The sequence below is a fragment of the Acinetobacter sp. UBA801 genome (assembly GCA_002296655.1).
Classification (GTDB): domain Bacteria; phylum Pseudomonadota; class Gammaproteobacteria; order Pseudomonadales; family Moraxellaceae; genus Acinetobacter.
Window position 1 is genome coordinate 146,511 of the sequence record DBIN01000028.1, and the last position, 19,548, is coordinate 166,058.

Annotated in this window: 15 protein-coding genes and 1 pseudogene; 4 read left to right on the top strand and 12 right to left on the bottom strand. The window is 41.7% G+C overall.

Annotated elements, in window-relative coordinates; all coding sequences use genetic code 11:
* Positions 1 to 10: 10 nt before the first annotated feature.
* The 11 genes from B2W49_RS05905 to B2W49_RS05955 all read right to left on the bottom strand — a co-directional run bounded on the left by B2W49_RS05905 (position 11) and on the right by B2W49_RS05955 (position 12,677).
* Positions 11 to 448 carry a DUF3887 domain-containing protein gene (locus tag B2W49_RS05905; protein WP_291335516.1) on the bottom strand — a complete coding sequence of 146 codons (438 nt, stop codon included), beginning with the start codon at positions 446 to 448 and terminating at the stop codon, positions 11 to 13.
* Positions 449 to 537: 89 nt separating this feature from the next.
* Entirely contained in the window at positions 538 to 3,540 is a 3,003-nt protein-coding gene (gene gyrA, locus B2W49_RS05910; RefSeq protein WP_291335428.1) for a DNA gyrase subunit A, read from the bottom strand.
* Positions 3,541 to 3,943: 403 nt separating this feature from the next.
* Positions 3,944 to 4,876 (bottom strand): electron transfer flavoprotein subunit alpha/FixB family protein, encoded by a 933-nt coding sequence (locus B2W49_RS05915; protein WP_291335430.1) that lies wholly within the window; start codon positions 4,874 to 4,876, stop codon positions 3,944 to 3,946.
* Between the two features lie 18 nt (positions 4,877 to 4,894).
* Positions 4,895 to 5,644, bottom strand: coding sequence for an electron transfer flavoprotein subunit beta/FixA family protein (locus tag B2W49_RS05920; protein ID WP_291335432.1), 750 nt, complete (start codon positions 5,642 to 5,644; stop codon positions 4,895 to 4,897).
* 544 nt (positions 5,645 to 6,188) lie between these two features.
* The gene (locus B2W49_RS05925; protein WP_291335434.1) at positions 6,189 to 6,560 is read right to left on the bottom strand and encodes a hypothetical protein; all 372 of its coding nucleotides are present in this window, start codon (positions 6,558 to 6,560) and stop codon (positions 6,189 to 6,191) included.
* Between the two features lie 281 nt (positions 6,561 to 6,841).
* Entirely contained in the window at positions 6,842 to 7,756 is a 915-nt protein-coding gene (gene xerA / locus B2W49_RS05930) for a site-specific tyrosine recombinase/integron integrase (protein ID WP_291335435.1), read from the bottom strand.
* Complete coding sequence (locus tag B2W49_RS05935; protein ID WP_291335437.1) at positions 7,756 to 8,394, bottom strand: alpha/beta fold hydrolase; 639 nt, start codon at positions 8,392 to 8,394, stop codon at positions 7,756 to 7,758. The genes xerA and B2W49_RS05935 overlap by 1 nt, the downstream gene beginning before the upstream one ends.
* Positions 8,395 to 8,525: 131 nt before the next feature.
* Positions 8,526 to 9,371, bottom strand: coding sequence for a diaminopimelate epimerase (dapF, locus tag B2W49_RS05940; protein ID WP_070154088.1), 846 nt, complete (start codon positions 9,369 to 9,371; stop codon positions 8,526 to 8,528).
* Positions 9,372 to 9,383: 12 nt separating this feature from the next.
* On the bottom strand, positions 9,384 to 10,628 hold the full coding sequence (gene lysA / locus B2W49_RS05945; protein ID WP_291335440.1) for a diaminopimelate decarboxylase: 1,245 nt from the start codon (positions 10,626 to 10,628) through the stop codon (positions 9,384 to 9,386).
* A 24-nt stretch (positions 10,629 to 10,652) separates the two neighbouring features.
* A complete protein-coding gene (lptM, locus tag B2W49_RS05950; RefSeq protein ID WP_291335441.1) occupies positions 10,653 to 10,856 on the bottom strand; it encodes an LPS translocon maturation chaperone LptM in 204 nt (67 codons plus the stop codon).
* A 417-nt stretch (positions 10,857 to 11,273) separates the two neighbouring features.
* Entirely contained in the window at positions 11,274 to 12,677 is a 1,404-nt protein-coding gene (locus B2W49_RS05955) for an amino acid permease (protein ID WP_291335443.1), read from the bottom strand.
* 331 nt (positions 12,678 to 13,008) lie between these two features.
* Between B2W49_RS05955 and B2W49_RS05960 the strand changes: the two genes are divergently transcribed.
* The 3 genes and pseudogenes from B2W49_RS05960 to B2W49_RS05970 all read left to right on the top strand — a co-directional run bounded on the left by B2W49_RS05960 (position 13,009) and on the right by B2W49_RS05970 (position 17,011).
* Positions 13,009 to 14,364 carry an alanine/glycine:cation symporter family protein gene (locus tag B2W49_RS05960; protein ID WP_291335445.1) on the top strand — a complete coding sequence of 452 codons (1,356 nt, stop codon included), beginning with the start codon at positions 13,009 to 13,011 and terminating at the stop codon, positions 14,362 to 14,364.
* Positions 14,365 to 14,521: 157 nt separating this feature from the next.
* Positions 14,522 to 15,913, top strand: coding sequence for a DNA repair protein RadA (gene radA / locus B2W49_RS05965; RefSeq protein ID WP_291335447.1), 1,392 nt, complete (start codon positions 14,522 to 14,524; stop codon positions 15,911 to 15,913).
* 115 nt (positions 15,914 to 16,028) lie between these two features.
* Positions 16,029 to 17,011, top strand: a pseudogene (locus B2W49_RS05970) (Tim44 domain-containing protein).
* A 344-nt stretch (positions 17,012 to 17,355) separates the two neighbouring features.
* Here B2W49_RS05970 and B2W49_RS05975 read toward each other — a convergent pair.
* The gene (locus B2W49_RS05975) at positions 17,356 to 18,534 is read right to left on the bottom strand and encodes a S1C family serine protease (RefSeq protein WP_291335449.1); all 1,179 of its coding nucleotides are present in this window, start codon (positions 18,532 to 18,534) and stop codon (positions 17,356 to 17,358) included.
* 166 nt (positions 18,535 to 18,700) lie between these two features.
* Between B2W49_RS05975 and B2W49_RS05980 the strand changes: the two genes are divergently transcribed.
* The gene (locus tag B2W49_RS05980; protein ID WP_291335451.1) at positions 18,701 to 19,459 is read left to right on the top strand and encodes a Nif3-like dinuclear metal center hexameric protein; all 759 of its coding nucleotides are present in this window, start codon (positions 18,701 to 18,703) and stop codon (positions 19,457 to 19,459) included.
* Positions 19,460 to 19,548 lie beyond the last annotated feature (89 nt).

Here is a 19,548-nt window from a genome sequence, read left to right on the forward strand (position 1 = left end):
ATGAGCTAGCTTACTCACCAAATACCTGAATATTTAAATTCCGAATTTTAGGTTGATTCGTTGCGGTTAGCGCATTTGTTCCCTCATCAAAACTGACATCGTATTGCACCAAGTTTTTAGGATAGGCAATTTCATAGCTGACTTTGTATTGCTGTCTGTGATTCGCTTGCTGCTCAATTTTCTTGGTCATCAAAGTGCGGGAACGCTCTGCATCTTTAGGAATTGCACTGGAGAATTTTTTCATGACCCGCTGATTATCCTGAAAATACTGTTGTAACTCAGGTTCTAAATGCGTCAAAAATTGCTCGTATTGCCCCTCTTTCAGCTCGGTATATGCTGCAAATGCAACCTGTTGTTGTGCTGCTGTCGGTTCAGGTACATTGTCTTGTACCCGACTACAGCCTGCTAAACTTAAAATTGTAGCGCATATTGCACATTGTATTTTCATGGTCATGTTTACTTCCATTTATGCAGTATAAGAAGAAGGACGCCGAAGCGTCCTTAATTCATGCAATGCGAGTATCTTGCACTCACACTTTAGTCAGTTGAATTTTGATCACCTGAAGCAGCATCAGTTTGATTATCTTCTATTGGTGCATCTTCGGCTTGCACATCAGCCGCGGCAGGAGTTTCTGAAGATTCTGCATTTAGCTCTTCGTCCAGTAAATCATCCTCTTCTTCCACAGCTTCAATCGCTTCTACACCCACCAGTGTTTCGTTTTCACCCAAGCGGATTAAACGTACACCTTGTGCATTACGACCTGTTTGTGCCACTTCAGAAGCGCGAGTACGTACTAATGTACCGCCATCAGAGATCAACATCAGCTCTTTGCTTTCATCAATCGCAACTGCACCGACCAATTCACCGTTACGTTCAGAGGTCTTAATGGCAATCACACCTTTACCACCACGTTTTTTGGTTGGGAAGTCATCTACAGGTGTACGCTTACCATAACCATTCGCCGAAGCACACAAAACTTCGCCTGTTTCTGGTACTACGACTAGCGATACAACACGGCTGGTCAACGCTGAATCTGAACTGTCTTCATCATCACTATCTACTTCTGCATCTTCAACATCTTCGACTTGCGCTGAACCGAAGCTAACACGCATACCGCGTACACCTTTGGCTGCACGACCCATTGAACGTACATCGGTTTCAGCAAAACGAATCGCTTTACCTTCATTGGAGAACAACATAATTTGCTGTTCGCCATCGGTAATCGCCACACCAATTAAAGTATCTTCTTCATTCAATTCAATAGCACGTAAACCATTCGAGCGCACATTACTGAATTGCTCCAATTCAACACGTTTCACTGTACCTGATGCCGTTGCCATAAAGACATAGTAGTTTTTACGCAAGGCTTCAGCTTGTGATGCAAACTCTGCAATGATCTCATCATCTAAATCGGTTGCAGAAAGCTCAACACCCAATTGTTTCAATTGCACACGTAATGCGTCAGATAAATCATCACCATCTGCTAATTCAGCAAATGCTGCTTCTAATTCTGCATAATGTGCGGCAATGATAGCATTAGTTTGCAGATGTGCCGCATTGGCTTTCACATAGCTACGGAAGTCTGCCAAACGCTCAGTAAATTTCTTCGGTGCATCAATGACAGGTAAAATTGCAGTGATGGTTTCATTAGCTTCTAACGGCAACAAGTTCACCATTGGACGACCTTTAGCACCACGCGATGCTTGCGGCACTTCAAACACTTTCAGACGGTACACTTTACCCACATCGGTAAAGCACAACACCGTTGCATGGTTAGAGGTCACAATTAAATGCTGCACATAATCGTCTTCTTTCATCGACGTTGCAGATTTACCACGACCACCACGACGCTGTGCTGCGTAATCTGACAATGGTTGGGTTTTTGCATAACCTGTTTGTGAAACTGTCAGTACCACTTGTTCTTCTGGGATTAAATCTTCACGCGAGAAATCAATGCGAGATTCTACAATTTCAGTACGACGTGCATCGCCATATTGCTGTAAAACTTGCGCCAATTCTTCACGAATCACGCCCATTAGCAAATTAAAGTCATTCAAAATTGCAGTTAATTCAGCAATTTGTGCCAAAATTTCAGAATATTCTGCATGTAATTTGTCTTGTTCTAGACCTGTTAAACGATGCAAACGTAATTCTAAAATTGCGGTCACTTGCGCAGGTGATAAACGATACACCTGACCATCTAAACCAAATGGGCGGTTAGGATCTTCACCTTCAATTTCGTCTGGACGTACAGAAACTGAACCAGCTTTTTCTAATAATGCGACTACACCGCCTGCTGCCCATTCGCCTACCTGTAAACGCTCACGCGCTTCCGCTGGGTTGGCAGAAGATTTAATGGTTTCGATGATGGCATCAATATTGGCCAACGCGACGGTTAAGCCTTCTAAAATGTGCCCACGTTCACGTGCTTTACGCAACTCGAACATGGTACGGCGGGTCACCACTTCTTGGCGGTGACGAATAAATGCCGCAATAATATCCTTCAGATTCATCAATTTTGGCTGACCATTGTCTAGGCAAACCATGTTGATGCTGAATGAGTTTTCTAATTGTGTATTCAAGAATAGGTTATTCACAATCACTTCAGCGTTTTCACCACGCTTCAGATCAATTGCAATACGCATCCCTTCTTTATCAGACTCATCACGTAGTTCTGAAATACCTTCGAGTTTCTTCTCTTTTACCAGTTCAGCAATACGCTCAATGGTTTTGGCTTTATTGACCTGATAAGGGATTTCAGTAAAGACGATGGTGGTACGACCAGACTTTTGATCTTCTTCAAAATGATACTTACCACGAATATGCAAACGGCCTTTACCTGTACGGTAAGCATCGACAATGCCTGATTTACCGTAGATGATGCCACCTGTAGGGAAGTCTGGACCAGTAATATGTTCCATTAGCCCTTCAATTGAAATATTTGGGTTGTCTGCATAAGCCAAACATGCATGCACCACTTCAGTCATGTTATGCGGTGCCATATTGGTCGCCATACCCACCGCAATACCTGCAGCACCATTGACCAATAGGTTTGGAATACGAGTTGGCATTACTTGAGGAATACGCTCAGAGCCGTCGTAGTTATCTTCCCAATCGACGGTGTCCTTTTCTAAATCGGCCAGCAATTCGTGGGTAAGTTTGCGCATACGGACTTCGGTATAACGCATAGCTGCAGCACTATCGCCATCAATCGAACCGAAGTTACCCTGACCATCGACCAATTGATAACGCAAACTGAAATCTTGCGCCATGCGAACAATCGTTTCGTAAACTGCAGAATCACCATGTGGGTGATATTTACCGATGACGTCACCGACTACACGGGCAGACTTTTTGTAAGCTTTGTTGTAGTCATTGCCCAATTCGTGCATTGCGAATAGCACACGTCGATGCACAGGTTTTAGACCATCTCGTACATCTGGCAGCGCACGTGACACAATCACACTCATCGCATAGTCTAAATACGAGTGCTTGAGTTCATCCTCAATGGCAATCGGTCTAATTTCCGATACGCTCATGCATACTCCTTATTCTGCAAACAAATTTTGCTTGCATTTTATATGTCGTAAAACTTGCAAATGATTAGCCTGAAATGCAGGCTAAAAATAAAATACAGCGAAAAATTATAGCATATACGCCTGTGTTTTTGTGCTTTAGAGATGATCTTAATCTTGTTAATTTACTTAAATTTAATGGTGAGTTTTTAGCAAATTATATTCACGCCCAAGAAATAATAGTGCGTCATATTTTGAAGAGTAAGTTCAAAATATCTTCAGCTTCCGCATGCTCACTATATACCCCATATACCAAAAACTCACAGAATGTACTTAAAACCAATTGCTGCATCCATATTAAAAAATAAGACAATAAAAAACGCCTCTATGTTATTCACATAGAGGCGTTTTGAACTGTGTTCAGCAATTAGATTTTAGAAACCAATTCTGGAACAACAGTGTTCAAGTCACCCACTAACCAGTAGTCAGCTACTGCGTTGATTGGCGCTTCTTCGTCTTTATTGATCGCAACGATCACTTTAGAGTCTTTCATACCTGCCAAGTGTTGAATCGCACCCGAGATACCCACAGCGATATACAAATCAGGTGCAACAATTTTACCTGTTTGACCAACTTGCATGTCGTTTGGCACGAAGCCCGCATCAACTGCTGCACGAGATGCACCTTGTGCTGCACCAAGTTTGTCTGCTAATGGGTCAAGTACTTTGTGATAATTCTCACCAGAACCTACACCACGACCACCAGAAACCACAATACGTGCAGCTGTTAATTCCGGACGCTCTGATTTCACAATTTCTTCAGAAACAAACTTAGAAATACCAGCATCTTTTGCTTCACTTACAGCTTCAACCGCAGCAGAACCACCTTCAGCAGCGACAGGGTCAAATGCTGTACCACGTACAGTACCAACAATGATTGCTTCATCAGACTGAACTGTTGCAATCGCGTTACCTGCATAGATTGGACGCTTGAACGTATTCGCAGATTCAACAGCAATGATGTCTGTAATCATGCTCACATCAAGAAGAGCCGCCACACGTGGCAGAATGTTTTTGCCTGTGGTTGTAGAAGCAGCAAGGATATGGCTATAACCTTTACCTAATTCTGCAACAAGTTTTGCTACGTTTTCAGCCAATTGGTTTGCATAAGCCGCATCGTCAGCAAGTAATACTTTACTTACGCCTGCAACTTTAGCTGCTTGGTCTGCAACTGCTTGCGCACCAGAACCCGCAACCAATACAGTGATATCACCACCGATTTTTTGAGCTGCAGCAACAACGTTTAATGTTGCACCATTAAGTGCTTTATTGTCGTGCTCAGCGATAACTAAAATACTCATGATTTTTATCCTTCTGTATTAGATCACTTTCGCTTCGTTTTTCAATTTTTCTACAAGTTCGTCTACAGATTTCACTTGTACGCCCGCTTTACGCTCAGCAGGTGCTTCAACTTTTATAGTTTTCAACTTAGAACCTGTTGCAACGCCATAATCTGCAGGAGATTTAATGTCTAGCGGTTTTTTACGTGCTTTCATAATGTTTGGAAGTGCCGCATAACGTGGCTCATTCAAACGTAAGTCAGTGGTGATGATTGCAGGAAGTGTAAGCTCAACAGTTTGTAAACCACCGTCAATTTCACGTGTAACCTGAACTTTATCGCCCTCTACTTTTACTTCTGAAGCAAAAGTACCCTGACCTGCACCAAGTAAAGCGCCTAGCATTTGACCAACTTGGTTAGAGTCGTCATCAATGGCTTGTTTACCCAATAGAATAAGTTGTGGTTGTTCTTGTTCAACAACACCTTTTAAGATTTTAGCCACTTCAAGTGCACCAATCTCATCGGCTGTTTCAACCAAAATACCACGGTCTGCACCAAGCGCCATTGCAGAACGGATTTGTTCCTGCGCTTCTTTAGGACCAATGGATACCACCACGATTTCTGAAACAGTTCCTTTTTCTTTTAAACGAACCGCTTCTTCCACTGCGATTTCACAGAATGGGTTAATTGACATCTTAACGTTAGTCAGGTCAACTCCACTATTATCCGGCTTAACGCGAACTTTAACGTTGGCATCTACCACACGTTTTACAGCAACAAGAGCCTTCATGTAATCCTCGGCTGTTTTAGCAAAAGTAAATATTGAGAAAAGTTAATAATAACTCTTCGCTTTAAATTTTTTAGGTGTCCTATCTTGCTATGTGATCGGCATTTCGGTCAAGTCAGAATTGTCTAAACAAGGCTAAAAATGCCAAAAATTAACTGAACGATGCGTTCATACTTTTTTATTTTTAAAAATTAACAAACCAAGCAACGATTATATAATCAATTTTAAACTTTGATTTATATTATGTTTTTTTATTTATCCACATCATCAACAAGATTAATTGAAATGCAATTTAAATTCAGTTCCCTCTACAACTTAGGTAAATTTCCTTACATAAAACCCTATAATCTGACTGTCATTTAAGATAGAAAACTTTATTTTTTACGGTTTTTTTAGATATAAATGCGCTTTTAAAATGTGACTGTTGGTTCACAAATCCGTATGTAGCAATTGATTGGGTATGAATTAAACAATCTATTTTATTTTGATGGATATTTATGTACATTCACTACACCATCTTCCTGGTAAGGGAGATAAAAAACTCAGCTTAAACTTGCTGAGTTTCTAAGAAGTCACGGTGGATATGACTCAGATCAATCAATTCATACGCCTGTAAATTAAAAATTTCCCAGACTGCAATAAAATCTTTTTTCAAATCTATTTTACTGCTTGCATTTGGGTGTGCTTGCCACTGTTGATCTGAAATCCACACATAGCTTTGTTGTGTTTGTAGATGAATCGCCTGCATTTTACCTTCGGCATTAATGCCCTGCACCACACAATCGGCAGGTAATTCTTGCTCAATCATCGGCAAGCTTATTTCGACAAAATGTTTCACTTGACGCAAGCCATAACCTGCAAAAATTTCTTTTTGGCTTGGGCTTAATTGTTCATATTTATCTTGAAGATTTGAAATCATGGTTTTGCCTATCATTTGATATCCAAAGTGTTATGCAGTGGAACAAAAAATAATGTCTTCCATGTCTATTATTCGTGTGACCCACTCTTTCTGCATCTTTATACTGCATAACTCACATTTTTATTATTCTACAATAGTTGCAATGACATCTAAGTGAAAGCGCTTTGCTTAAAACATTAAGTACTGCACCAAGACTTTGCAATTGACTGTGAAAAAATATTTGCAGTATGAAATAGCTATATTTTAACTAGCAAAAATAATGCCTACTTTAAGCAAAAGCTTTACTTTTTACTCGCACGTGGATGTGCCTGATCATAAACCCGCGCTAACTGATCAAAATCGACATGGGTATAAATTTGCGTGGTACTTAAATTGCTATGCCCAAGCATTTCTTGGACCGCTCGTATATCGCCACTATTCGACAGCATGTGAGTGGCAAAACAATGTCGCAATAAGTGCGGATGCAAATCGACATTCACTCCTGCGCGTTGTGCCTGAAACTTCACCCGATTTTCAATTTGGCGTGCTTTTAAAGGTTCACCTTTTTGAGTAATAAACAATGCTGCATCGGGTACAAAATCGCCCTGCCATAGAGGATAAATCTGTAACCATTGCATCACTGCATCTTTGGCTTTACGACCAAAGGGCACAATACGGGTTTTATTGCCTTTACCCGTAATGCGCAGCAATTGTCGATTAAAATCTAAATCGCGGATACGCAAATTTTGTACTTCTGCTAGACGTAAACCACTCGAATATAACAATTCTAAAATCGCTTTATCACGTCGCCACATTTGTTGTTGTACTTCAGTTTCTGGTTCAGACTGATCCAAAATTTGATGAATCGTTTCAATATCAATCAAACCAGGCAAAGGTCGTGGCTGACGTTTTAACTGAAAATCATCAATTGGATTAAATTGTAAATACTGCCCTTGCTCAGCCCATTTCATAAACTGACGAATCGCTGACAGCATACGCTGTAAACTACTGCTATTCAGCTGCTGCTGTTCTATCTTCTGTGCCAAATAATGGCGCAAATCTGCCGCTTCTACATCATATAAGGCAAGCTGTTGTTGCTCACAAAAGCTAAAAAAATCATTTAAATCGCGCGCGTAGGCTTTTAATGTATGTGGTGATTGCTGTTGTATTTCGCGTTCTTTGAGCCACATCTTTAATAATTGTTGCGGATCGTACATTAGTCACGCTCCGATTGCTGAACTGCTGAAAACTGCTCTAAATAAGTAGCAATGTATTCCGCTGCCTGATCTGCATGTGTATCTAAAAACAAATGATCACCACCATGCACAATTTTTAATACGGCGTGTGGAAATTGTTGTTGTAAAAACTCACCTACAGCCAGTGGACTTATCGGGTCTTGATCGCCCCATAACAACAAAATAGGCATGTTGATTTTAGCAAAGTCTGCTGTGTAATTGGCCTTTGCCTCTACAAACCAGTCAGGATAATTTGAATCACTTGCTTGATAGTCTTGTCGCCAATCTTGCACCTGAAAACCACTTAAATCCATGCCACCTGATGTTGCAGCCAATACTAATCCTTTCACTTTTTCTGGATATTGCAACGTGGCAGCAACTGCAAAAATACCGCCCATCGACTGTGCAATGATAATGCAATCATTTGGGATATTCGCCAGCACATAAGCCTGCAAACTTGCAAAATCATGTACCTGTGAGTGTGGAGGTTGATGATTAAATTCAGGATAAGCCACAATTTTTACAGCACTCTGCCACGGCAGTTTTTCAACCTTTTCGATTAGAGGATCAAAAAATGCGGTATTGCCTGAAGCGCCAGGTAAAAAAATCAATTGCGGCATAATGAGTAGAATTTTTTAGAATGACGTTCGGTACAGCATACCTGATCCACGCTGCAAGATACAAAAAAGCACCATTCGTTTTGAATGGTGCTTTTAAGTAAGATAAGGGCTGTTCATGTTAGAACGAAGCATCAACCCTGAAAATAGTTTAAATCCAAACGGCCGTGATAGACGTTAGCGGTTGGCCCTGTCATCCACACCACATCACCTTCACGCCATTCGATTTGCAACTTACCACCTGCCAGTTCAATTTCAACTGAATTAGACAATAAGCCACGGCGCATACCCGAAACGGCTGCAGCACATGCACCTGTACCACAGGCCAAGGTTTCACCTACGCCACGTTCAAATACACGCAAACGCGCATGTTTTTCGTCAATGATTTGCATAAAACCTGCATTGACACGCTGTGGGAAACGCTCATGTGATTCTACTTGTGGGCCAATTCCTGCAACATCGGCAGTCAGTACATCGGGCACAATGGTCACGGCATGTGGATTACCCATGTTCACGATATCAATGGTTAATGTAGCACCATCTTTCAACACGATGTCATATAAATTATCAGGCTGATCGGCAATGAATGGAATCTCATGCGGCAAGAATTTTGGATACCCCATATTCACTCGCACCCAACCGTTTTGCCCCAGCTCAGGCTCTACAATGCCTGCCTTAGTTTGCACCTTGATTTTGGTTTTAGTCGTAAGCTGACGCTCATGCACAAAACGCGCAAAACAACGCACACCATTGCCGCACTGCTCCACTTCAGAACCATCGGCATTGAAAATGCGATATTTAAAATCGACATTCGGCAAATCGGGTGGTTCCACAATTAGCAGTTGGTCAAATCCAATCCCGAAGTGACGGTCCGCAAGGCGCTGAATAGTTAGCGCATCCAAATAAGCACGCTGGCTGATGAGATCAACCACCATGAAATCATTGCCCAAACCATGCATTTTGGTAAATTCTAATAACATCTCGAATTCCCCTTATGGCAATAAACGTTCTCTTTCCCACAGCGATTCAATGCTTTCACGCTCACGAATTAAATGTACTTGATCTGCATCGACCATGACTTCAGCTGCACGACCACGACTGTTGTAATTAGAACTCATCACAAAACCGTATGCGCCCGCACCCATCACTGCCAAAACATCATTTTCTTTGATCGCAAGCTGACGTTCTTTACCTAAGAAATCACCTGTTTCACAAATTGCACCGACTACATCCCACTCTAGCGTTTCAACATCATTACGTGGGGTGACTGGCTGAATATCCATCCATGCTTCATATAACGCAGGACGGATTAAGTCATTCATCGCAGCATCAATAATCGCGAAGTTACGATGATTGGTCGGTTTAAGTAAATCAACTTTCGTTAGCAACACGCCCGCATTGGCAGAGATACTACGCCCTGGTTCCATATACACTTTAAGACCCAACTTTTCTAAAGCGGGACGCAAAGCATTGGCATACTCTTCAACCGTTGGTGGAGTTTCATCTTTATAAGTCACCCCTAAACCGCCGCCAATATCAATGTGTTTGAGCTGAATACCCATTTCTTTTAAGGTATCAATCATCACAATCACGCGATCTAAAGCATCTACAAACGGTTGTGTTTCGGTCAATTGTGAACCGATGTGACAGTCAATCCCGACGATATCCAAGTTCGGTAAAGACGCAGCATATTCATACGTGCTATACACCGAATCTGACGGAATACCGAATTTATTTTCTTTTAAACCTGTCGAAATATAAGGATGGGTTTTGGCATCCACATCTGGGTTAACCCTTAATGAAATTGGCGCTTTGACATTCATGCTTGCCGCAACTTTTTGAATACGGTCTAATTCTGCATGTGATTCTACGTTAAAGCAGGCAATCCCAACGTCCAACGCTTTTTGAATATCGGCTTCAGTTTTACCTAAACCTGAAAAGACAATTTTCGAGGCATCACCACCTGCTTTGAGAACACGCGCTAATTCGCCGCCAGTTACAATATCAAAGCCAGCGCCCTGCTTTGCAAGCACGTTTAACACCGCAATATTTGAGTTAGACTTTACCGCAAAACAAATTTGATGATCGATAAAGTGAAACGCACGATCCATATCTAAATAATGCTTTTCAAAAGTCGCTTTTGAATAAACATATAGCGGTGTGCCGTATTGCTGCGCAAGTTGTTGTAATGAACATTGCTCTGCATGCAATACCCCATTAATACGGGTGAAACTCATGGAGGTATCCTTTCTAAAAAAGCATTAAGGTGTTGGGTTTGAATTAGACGCTTCAGCAGGTGCAGTTGTCGTTTCCTTATTCTGCTTTTGCTGTGCAGGCGTATCTGGATAAATCAGATATTTTGCACGTTTATCTGCATTGACATCAGAAGGCAAATGTAAGGCACCAGACTGTCCACATGCAGTCAATAAAACACTGCTGATCAGCACGATCATTTTATAATTCATAAAGCGATACATAATTGTACCTAATGAAAAGATTTTTCCGAGTATAACGTGATCAACACGCGGATAAAAGAAAAGCCCTGTAATTCCTAGATGGCTTATTTGCACCCTGCACTAATTTTAAGCATTTTTTTATTTTTATCGCTCATCTCAAATAATTTATCTTAAAATAGTGCCTTAAAAACATTGATTTTACTGACATCGCTTATCAATTTGCAAACTATTCACAGCCTAATCAATGTTTTCTAACACCAATCCATGTCAGCTATTTTTATCCATCCAACATTAAAATTGGTGGCAAGGATTCAACCTATAAAGGTCACATTGGGTCATGTAAAAAATCAGCCTTGTAGTAAAAAAATCACATAAAAAAACTGCCCCCAAAGGAGCAGTTTTTCATTGCATCAATATCATTTGGACTTATTTATGCTTCGGCTTATAGAAACAAAAATAACCAATCAATAAGATAACAAACCAAATTGGGCTGACCATTAATGCTTTCATGGTATCCGCTTCAAGGGATAACACGTAAATCATACCAATAAAGAAGATAATCACAATCCAACACGTAAACAAACCGCCAGGAAGTTTAAATTTTGATTTGGCATGTAATTCTGGGCGTGTTTTATAGTAAACGATATAGCTCCAGATAATCATGAGCCACACACAGATAAATAAAATCGTTGAAAGTGTGGTTGCCAAAGTAAATGCTTCAACTGTGTTTGGTACAAAGTACTGTAATGCAGCACCAAGTAGTAAACACACTGCTGAGAAATACAATGCATTTGCTGGAACAGCACGTTTATTTAAGTGACCAAACGCTTTCGGACCTTGCTCTTCACGAGACAAACCAAACAACATACGTGATGTAGAGAACACACCACTATTCATTGATGACATTACTGAAGATAACACCACCAAATTCATAATAATGGCTGCTGCAGCAATACCCGCTTGGCTAAACAAATTTACGAAAGGTGAAATGCTTGGATCAATCTTATTCCAAGGCGTAACAGACATTACAATCACCAGTGCAAGCACATAGAAAATAATGATACGAATTGGAATCGAGTTCACTGCTTTAGGCAAGTTATGTTCTGGGTCTTTAGTTTCAGCAGCAGTTGTACCTACCAATTCCACCCCGACAAAGGCGAAAATGGCAATCTGGAAGCCAGCCAAGAAGCCTGTGACCCCAGTTGGGAAAATCCCGCCATGCGACCATAAATGATTAAATGATGCAACATCACCCACAGTTGATGTAAAGCCTGTGAAAATCATCCACAATCCGACGCCAATCAATACCACAATCGCAATGATCTTAATTAAGGCAAACCAGAACTCAAGCTCACCAAAGAGTTTCACAGTAACGAGGTTCAAGCCCATGATAAAGACAATGGCAGCAATACTGATCATCACCCCTTCTTCTGGCGAGAACGGGTTACCTCCATTAAAGAACTGTAAGTAATAAATAATGGCTGATAAATCTGCGATACCAATCGTGATCCAACATAACCAATAGGTCCATCCTACGAAATAACCAGCCCAAGGACCAATTAAATCGGTCGCAAAATCGATAAATGATTTATACGCAAGGTTTGATAGTAATAACTCCCCCAATGCACGCATGACGAGAAAAACCATGAAACCAATAATCATGTAAATAATTAAAATGGAAGGGCCAGCTAAACTGATGGTCTTTCCTGACCCCATAAATAAACCTGTACCAATCGCACCACCAATTGCAATTAATTGTAGGTGTCGGTTGGACAAGCTTCGTTTCAAATCACCACTTGTTTCTGGCGATCCATGAATTTCATTAGACATATTGTTAATTCAACTTCGCGTTCCAATGGCGACAAATTAACGTAAAAATTTAAGAAAATACAAAAATATTTATCACCATCTATATTTTCGAATTAGTTTACAAAATTAATTTATTTTTCTTATATATAAAGCAGCAGTAAAAACCGTTTTTTCAGTTGATCAATAAAACAACATTTTGCTTGTAAAAAGCTAAATTTCATGTAAAAAATATTTCTCAAACGATAAAAACATGCTCGATAAATCATGGAAGTTTAAACAATGGCATGTCAATTGCTTCATTTTACTGAAACGAAGCATTCATTCACTCAGGGCGAATAAGAAGAAAGATACTATGGAAAATTTACATAAAATCATGGAGACACTTAGTGGTTGGGTCTGGGGCCCATACATGTTGGTGCTCATTGTAGGCACAGGTGTCTTCCTTACCTTCCGTTTATTATTTTGGCAGTTCCGTATGTTGCCTTTGGCCTTTAAACAGGTCTTTGGTAAACATGAACATGCCAAATCACACGATGGCGATATTTCACATTTCGCATCCCTGATGACTGCACTTTCAGCCACCATTGGTACTGGTAACATTGCAGGTGTTGCAACAGCCTGTGTACTCGGTGGCCCAGGCGCCGTATTCTGGATGTGGATGACTGCATTATTTGGTATGGCCACCAAGTATGGTGAAGGTGTGCTCGCAGTCAAATACCGTGTTAAAAACGAAAAAGGTGAGATGAACGGTGGCCCGATGTATTACATCGAACGCGGTTTAAAGTGGAAATGGCTGGCGATTATCTTTGCTTTCTTTGGTACTGTTGCCTCATTTGGTATTGGCAGTTCGGTGCAATCCAACACGGTAGCTTTGGCTGTACAAAATAGTATGGGCGTAGAAACCTGGATGACAGGTATAGTGATTACTGTATTTTCAGCGCTCGTCATTTTAGGTGGAATTACCTCTATTTCTAAAGCGTCTTCGGTGATTGTTCCAATTATGGCCATTCTGTATGTCGCAGGCGGCCTGATTATTATTTTAAACAATCTGCACCTCGTTGTTCCTGCATTTGAACTGATTTTACGTGATGCCTTTACTGGTGAAGCCGTTGCAGGTGGGGCAATTGGTGCAGTAATTCGTTACGGGGTGGCACGTGGCGTATTCTCTAACGAAGCAGGGATGGGTTCTGCCCCAATTGCTGCGGCGGCTGCCAAAACTGATCACCCTGCGCGTCAAGGTTTGGTGTCTATGACAGGTACCTTCATTGATACCATTATTGTCTGTAGCATCACGGGGATTGTTTTGGTGATGGGCTTCATTATGGCAGGCAATAGCTTTGGTGGTGCAACAGGCGCAGTACTCACCACACAGGTTTTTGACCAGTTATTGCCGGGCTTTGGTGGTTGGGTCGTCACTTTCGGGATCATCTTCTTCGCCTATTCCACCATTCTCGGTTGGAGCTATTATGGTGAAAAATGCTGTACTTATTTATTCGGCGAAAAATACGTGTTGATTTACCGCTTAATTTATATTGCTTCGGTGTTCATTGGTACCATCGCCACCCTAGATTTAGTTTGGTTATTTGCCGACACCTTTAATGGTTTAATGGCTGTACCAAACTTAATTGCTTTATTGTTACTGTCTGGTGTGATTGCCAAAGAATCCAAAGACTTTATTGCGAAACGCAAGTCGGGCGAATTGTATTAAAAAAAGCCCAATTCATTGAATTAATCCCTTCAAATCGTGAATCATACAATCACCCACGTGGTTGTATGATTTTCCATGAAAAATCCAGATAACATTCATTTCCCGAACATTCCTCTGTATGCTGTAGTCAATTTTTAATTGATGCAATGACTGGGTTATGGCAAAAGTAAAAAGTGTCTATCGCTGTGAACAATGTGGTGCAGATCATCCTAAATGGGCAGGTCAATGTTCAGAATGTGGGGAATGGAACTCACTCCATGAGGTTAGTATTGCCCCAACGGTGACGCATCGTGCCCAACCTAAAATGGGCGGTGGCTATGCAGGACAAGCGGCTGCGATAACCACGCTCAATCAAGTATCTGTATCGCACGAAACCCGTTTAACAACAGGCATTGGGGAGTTTGACCGTGTTTTGGGTGGCGGTTTGGTTACGGGCTCTGTGGTACTGATTGGTGGTGATCCTGGTATCGGGAAATCGACCATTTTGCTACAAACAGCGACTCACATGGCGGCTGCCAATAACACCGCTTTATATATCACAGGTGAAGAATCTCTTTCGCAAGTGGCGTTACGCGCTCAACGCTTAGACTTACCCACCGATCAGCTTAAAGTCATGGCAGAAACCTGTGTTGAACGAATTTGTGAAGTTTTGGCACATGAACGCCCTGCAGTGGCCATTCTTGACTCAATTCAAACTTTATATACCGAAACCTTACAGTCAGCTCCAGGTGGTGTTTCACAAATTCGTGAATCAGCTGCCTTGCTGACCCGTTTTGCCAAAAATAGTGGCACTGCGCTGTTTATTGTCGGTCATGTGACCAAAGAAGGGGCATTGGCTGGGCCGCGCGTCCTTGAACACATGGTCGATTGCGTCTTGTATTTTGAAGGACAGTCAGACTCACGCTACCGAATGATTCGAGCAGTCAAAAACCGTTTCGGTGCAGTGAACGAGCTAGGCGTTTTTGGGATGACCGATAAAGGCTTACGCGAAGTTGCCAATCCATCTGCGATATTTTTAAGCCGTTATGATGAGGCAATTCCGGGTTCTATTGTCATGATTAGCCGCGAAGGAACGCGACCACTTTTAGTTGAAGTACAAGCACTGGTAGATGATGCACATGCTCAGCCTAGACGTGTGGCTTTAGGTCTGGAACAAAACCGTCTGAATATGCTATTGGCAGTGATGCATCGGCATGGTGGCGTGCAAACTTCAGGGCAAGATGTATATGTGAATGTGGTGGGTGGTTTAAAAATTACCGAAACAGGTTCAGACCTTGCAGTACTGCTTGCCTGTGCCTCTAGCTTGCGTGGCAAAGCGCTACCACAACAATTGGCAGTATTTGGTGAGGTCGGTTTATCGGGTGAAATTCGTCCTGTGCCGAATGGTCAAGAACGCTTAAAAGAAGCAATTAAACACGGATTTAAATACATTATTGTGCCGCGTGGCAATGCTCCACAAAAAGCCATTGCAGATGTGCAAATTATTGCGGTGGCTCGTTTACATGAGGCCTTAACCGAAGCCATGAATTTAAGTGAAAATTTAAGCTAAACGCTTGGATAATATTTTTTCAGTTTCAAGAAAAAATATCATATTTATATTGAAATTCGCAGCAAATGCCTGCATAAATATAGAGCTTAACTTTATTTTAATACAGGAAAATTTGATGGAAGTTCGACAGCGTGGTTTGATCGCAGCAATACTCACAGCGACTTTATTGGTAGCTCCGTTAGCAGCAGAAGCAAAACGTGCAGGTGGCGGTAAAAGCCATGGCGTGAGTCGTTCGGCTGCTCCAACTCAGTCTTACCAACAACCTCGTCAAACAGCGCCAGCGCAACAACCAACAACTGCACCAGCACAGCAAAAATCTGGTCCAGGCGTAGGTGGTATGGTTGCTGCCGGTGTTGCAGGTGCGGCAATTGGTGCGGTTGCTGCCAATGCCTTGGCCGATGATCAAGCTGCAAGTGCTGCCGAAGCGCAAGAGGAAAAAGGCGGTATTCCAAGCTGGATTTGGATTTTACTCGCTGCTGCTGTTGCCTTCTTTATTTTCCGTAAGATGGGCGCAAAAAAAAAGTAACGCCTAATCCGTATGCGCCAAATAGCGGTGCCAATCAAGCACCGTTTGCGCAAACACCACCTGCTGCAGCACCACGTAACGACAACACCAATATTTTTGGTCAATCTGTTGGGGGTTCTGCGGCTTCTACTCAAACGCCTTTTGGTCAAACTGCCAATAACGCGCCAATTGGTGCAGCTTATACCAACAGTGGCAATCAATTGCCTGATGGTTCAGAGCCTGCAACATTTTTACGTTTAGCGCGTCAGCGTTTTAACCATATTCAGTCCATGAACACCGCCAGTAATATCGCAGAAATTCAGCGTTATTTAACCCCTGATTTATATCAGTCGATGTATCAAGATATTATGGCGAACCAAGATCAAGATGTGGCTGAGTTTTCTAACTTGAATGCCATGGTGATCGATTCTGCAACTGAAAATGGTCAATATATTGTAAGCGTACGTTTTACTGGTACAGTGAGCGAAGATCTGAACAGCCTACCGCAACCATTTACAGAAATTTGGCACTTTGTAAAACTTACAGGTTCTAATCAAGACTGGTTGGTAGCAGGCATTCAACAAGAGCAATGATTTTAGTTGATCTAATAAAACAGCGACTTCGGTTGCTGTTTTTTTGTCTTTATTTAAGTTGAGTTCAATCCGTTTAAAACAGCTCGTTTAACTTTTCTATAACATCAACACCGAATACATCCACACCTGCCACACCAACGCCAAGCACTCGATTGATTAGATCTATCAAAAAGTTTCATCATTTATCAATACAGTTTATTAGCCACGTCCCCTTTCTATCTAGCCTGAGATGAATCAATTCACGTTATCCATATCACTTTGGTTATTTACAGTCGACCTTTATTTACTTAGCCAACAAAAAAGCCCTGCAAACGGGCAGGGCTTTTTTGTTGTGGATGACTCTATTATTCAGGCAATGGAATAAATTGCTTATCGGTATTTTGAACTTGGCGCTCACCGACTACGACTTGCAATTCTAAGGCTTCTTCACCACGTTCAACTGAAACAGTCACCGTCGTACCCGGTGCTTGTGCGGCAACATAATTAATTAAATGCGAGGTTGAAGTAATCGCTTCATCATTCACTTTTAAAATTTTATCGCCACGTTTTAAACCAGCCTCTGCTGCGGGGCCGCCGCGTAGTACATCGGCCACCACTACACCGCCTTGTGTTGGTTCTAAAATATTGTCTTGTTGCACAGGCAATAAACTAATGCCTAACCAGCCACGAACCACACGTCCCTCTTTTAAAATCGAGTTTAAAACCTGCTGACAGACTCGCGCAGAAATTGCAAAGCCGATACCCAATGAACCACCCGATTGCGAGAAAATTGCGGTATTTACCCCAATCAAATTCCCTGCCACATCAATCAATGCACCGCCTGAGTTACCTGGGTTAATTGCTGCATCGGTTTGAATGAAATCTTCATAGGTATTAATGCCCAAGTCAGAACGTCCTGTCGCAGAAATAATACCTTGAGTCACGGTTTGTCCCACACCAAATGGGTTGCCAATCGCAAGCACGACATCGCCCACTTCATTACTACTAAGTTTAAATGGCAATACAGGCAGTTTTTCTAGGTCAATTTTAATTACCGCCAAGTCTGTGTCTGGGTCAGTTCCAACGACTTTTGCAACCGCACGGCGCCCATCATGCAAAGCCACCACAATTTGCTCAGCCTGCGCAATCACGTGATTATTTGTTAAAATATAACCATCTGGACGGACAATGACCCCTGAACCCAAACTGTTTTCATTTGGACCTTGCTGAAATTGATCTGGCAACTGGTTACCAAAAAACTCGCGAAACGCTGGATCGTTCAGCAATGGGTGATCCAGTTGTTTGACTTTTTGTGTAGTAAAAATATTCACCACCGCAGGCGCTGCCACTTTAACCGCAGCACTATACGACACCACCCCACCCATGCGTGTTGAATCAATTAATGGTTCAACTTTTTCGGCAGGCATTTTGACCCCATCTGCAGCTACAGGCGCTTTCGGTTTTTGCAGTTGTTGCCAAGTCACAAAGCCAATAATGACTAGAATGAGTAACACCCAAGGTAACCAGGTAAAGGTCCGGCGCACGTTATGTACCTCTAAATAAATTTTTTTGATGATTCACTCATTGAATGAGCTATTGTAAAACGAAACACAAATAGAAACATAAAAAAGCCCAAGAGTTTTGTCTTGCTTTAGTTACAATACAACATATGTTTTGATATTCGCTAAATACGAGCAATTTGAGAGAATTATGGCGCAATTAAAAGAGATTATTCAATGGTGTGATGAAACTTTAAATACACATGAATTTAAAGATTACGCGCCAAACGGTTTACAAATTGAAGGCAGGTCGGACGTTCAAAAAATTCTTTGTGCAGTAACCGCCTCCCAAGAGGCTATTGAGGCCGCGATTGCCCAAAATGCAGACTTATTATTGGTGCATCATGGTTATTTTTGGAAAGGCGAACCTTACCCAATTACAGGCATGCGCGGTAAACGCATCAAAAGTTTAATCCAGCATGATATTTCTTTGGTGGGTTATCATTTACCACTCGATTCACATCCAAGTCTAGGCAACAACGCTGCCATTGCAGAACTTTTACAATTAGAAAATCTGCAAGCATTAGACCCAAGTGAACGTCATCCTATTGGCAATATTGGTTTTTTAAAGCACGCCATGAGTGCAACAGAATTTCGCGACTATTTAACAGCACGTTTAGGTTTTAATGCGATTCACCTTCCTGCTGAACAAAGTCATATTCAAAAAGTCGGGTTCTGCACAGGTGCAGCACAAGATTTTATTAGCAAAGCAGCAGAACAAGGCTGTGATGCCTTTATTTCGGGCGAAGTCAGTGAACGCACCTATTATGAAGCCAAAGAATTAGGCGTACATTATTACGCTTGCGGACACCATGCAACTGAGCGTTATGGCGTACAAAGACTCGCAAAAGCTATTTCAGAACAGTTTAATATTGAGTATAGTTATTTGGAATTAAATAATCCGATTTAATGCCTAGTTGCACTCTACGGTTTCACATAAATGACATCTGTGTTTGACATGGTCTTTAGATGTATACATTCAGGACTTATTCTGTATTG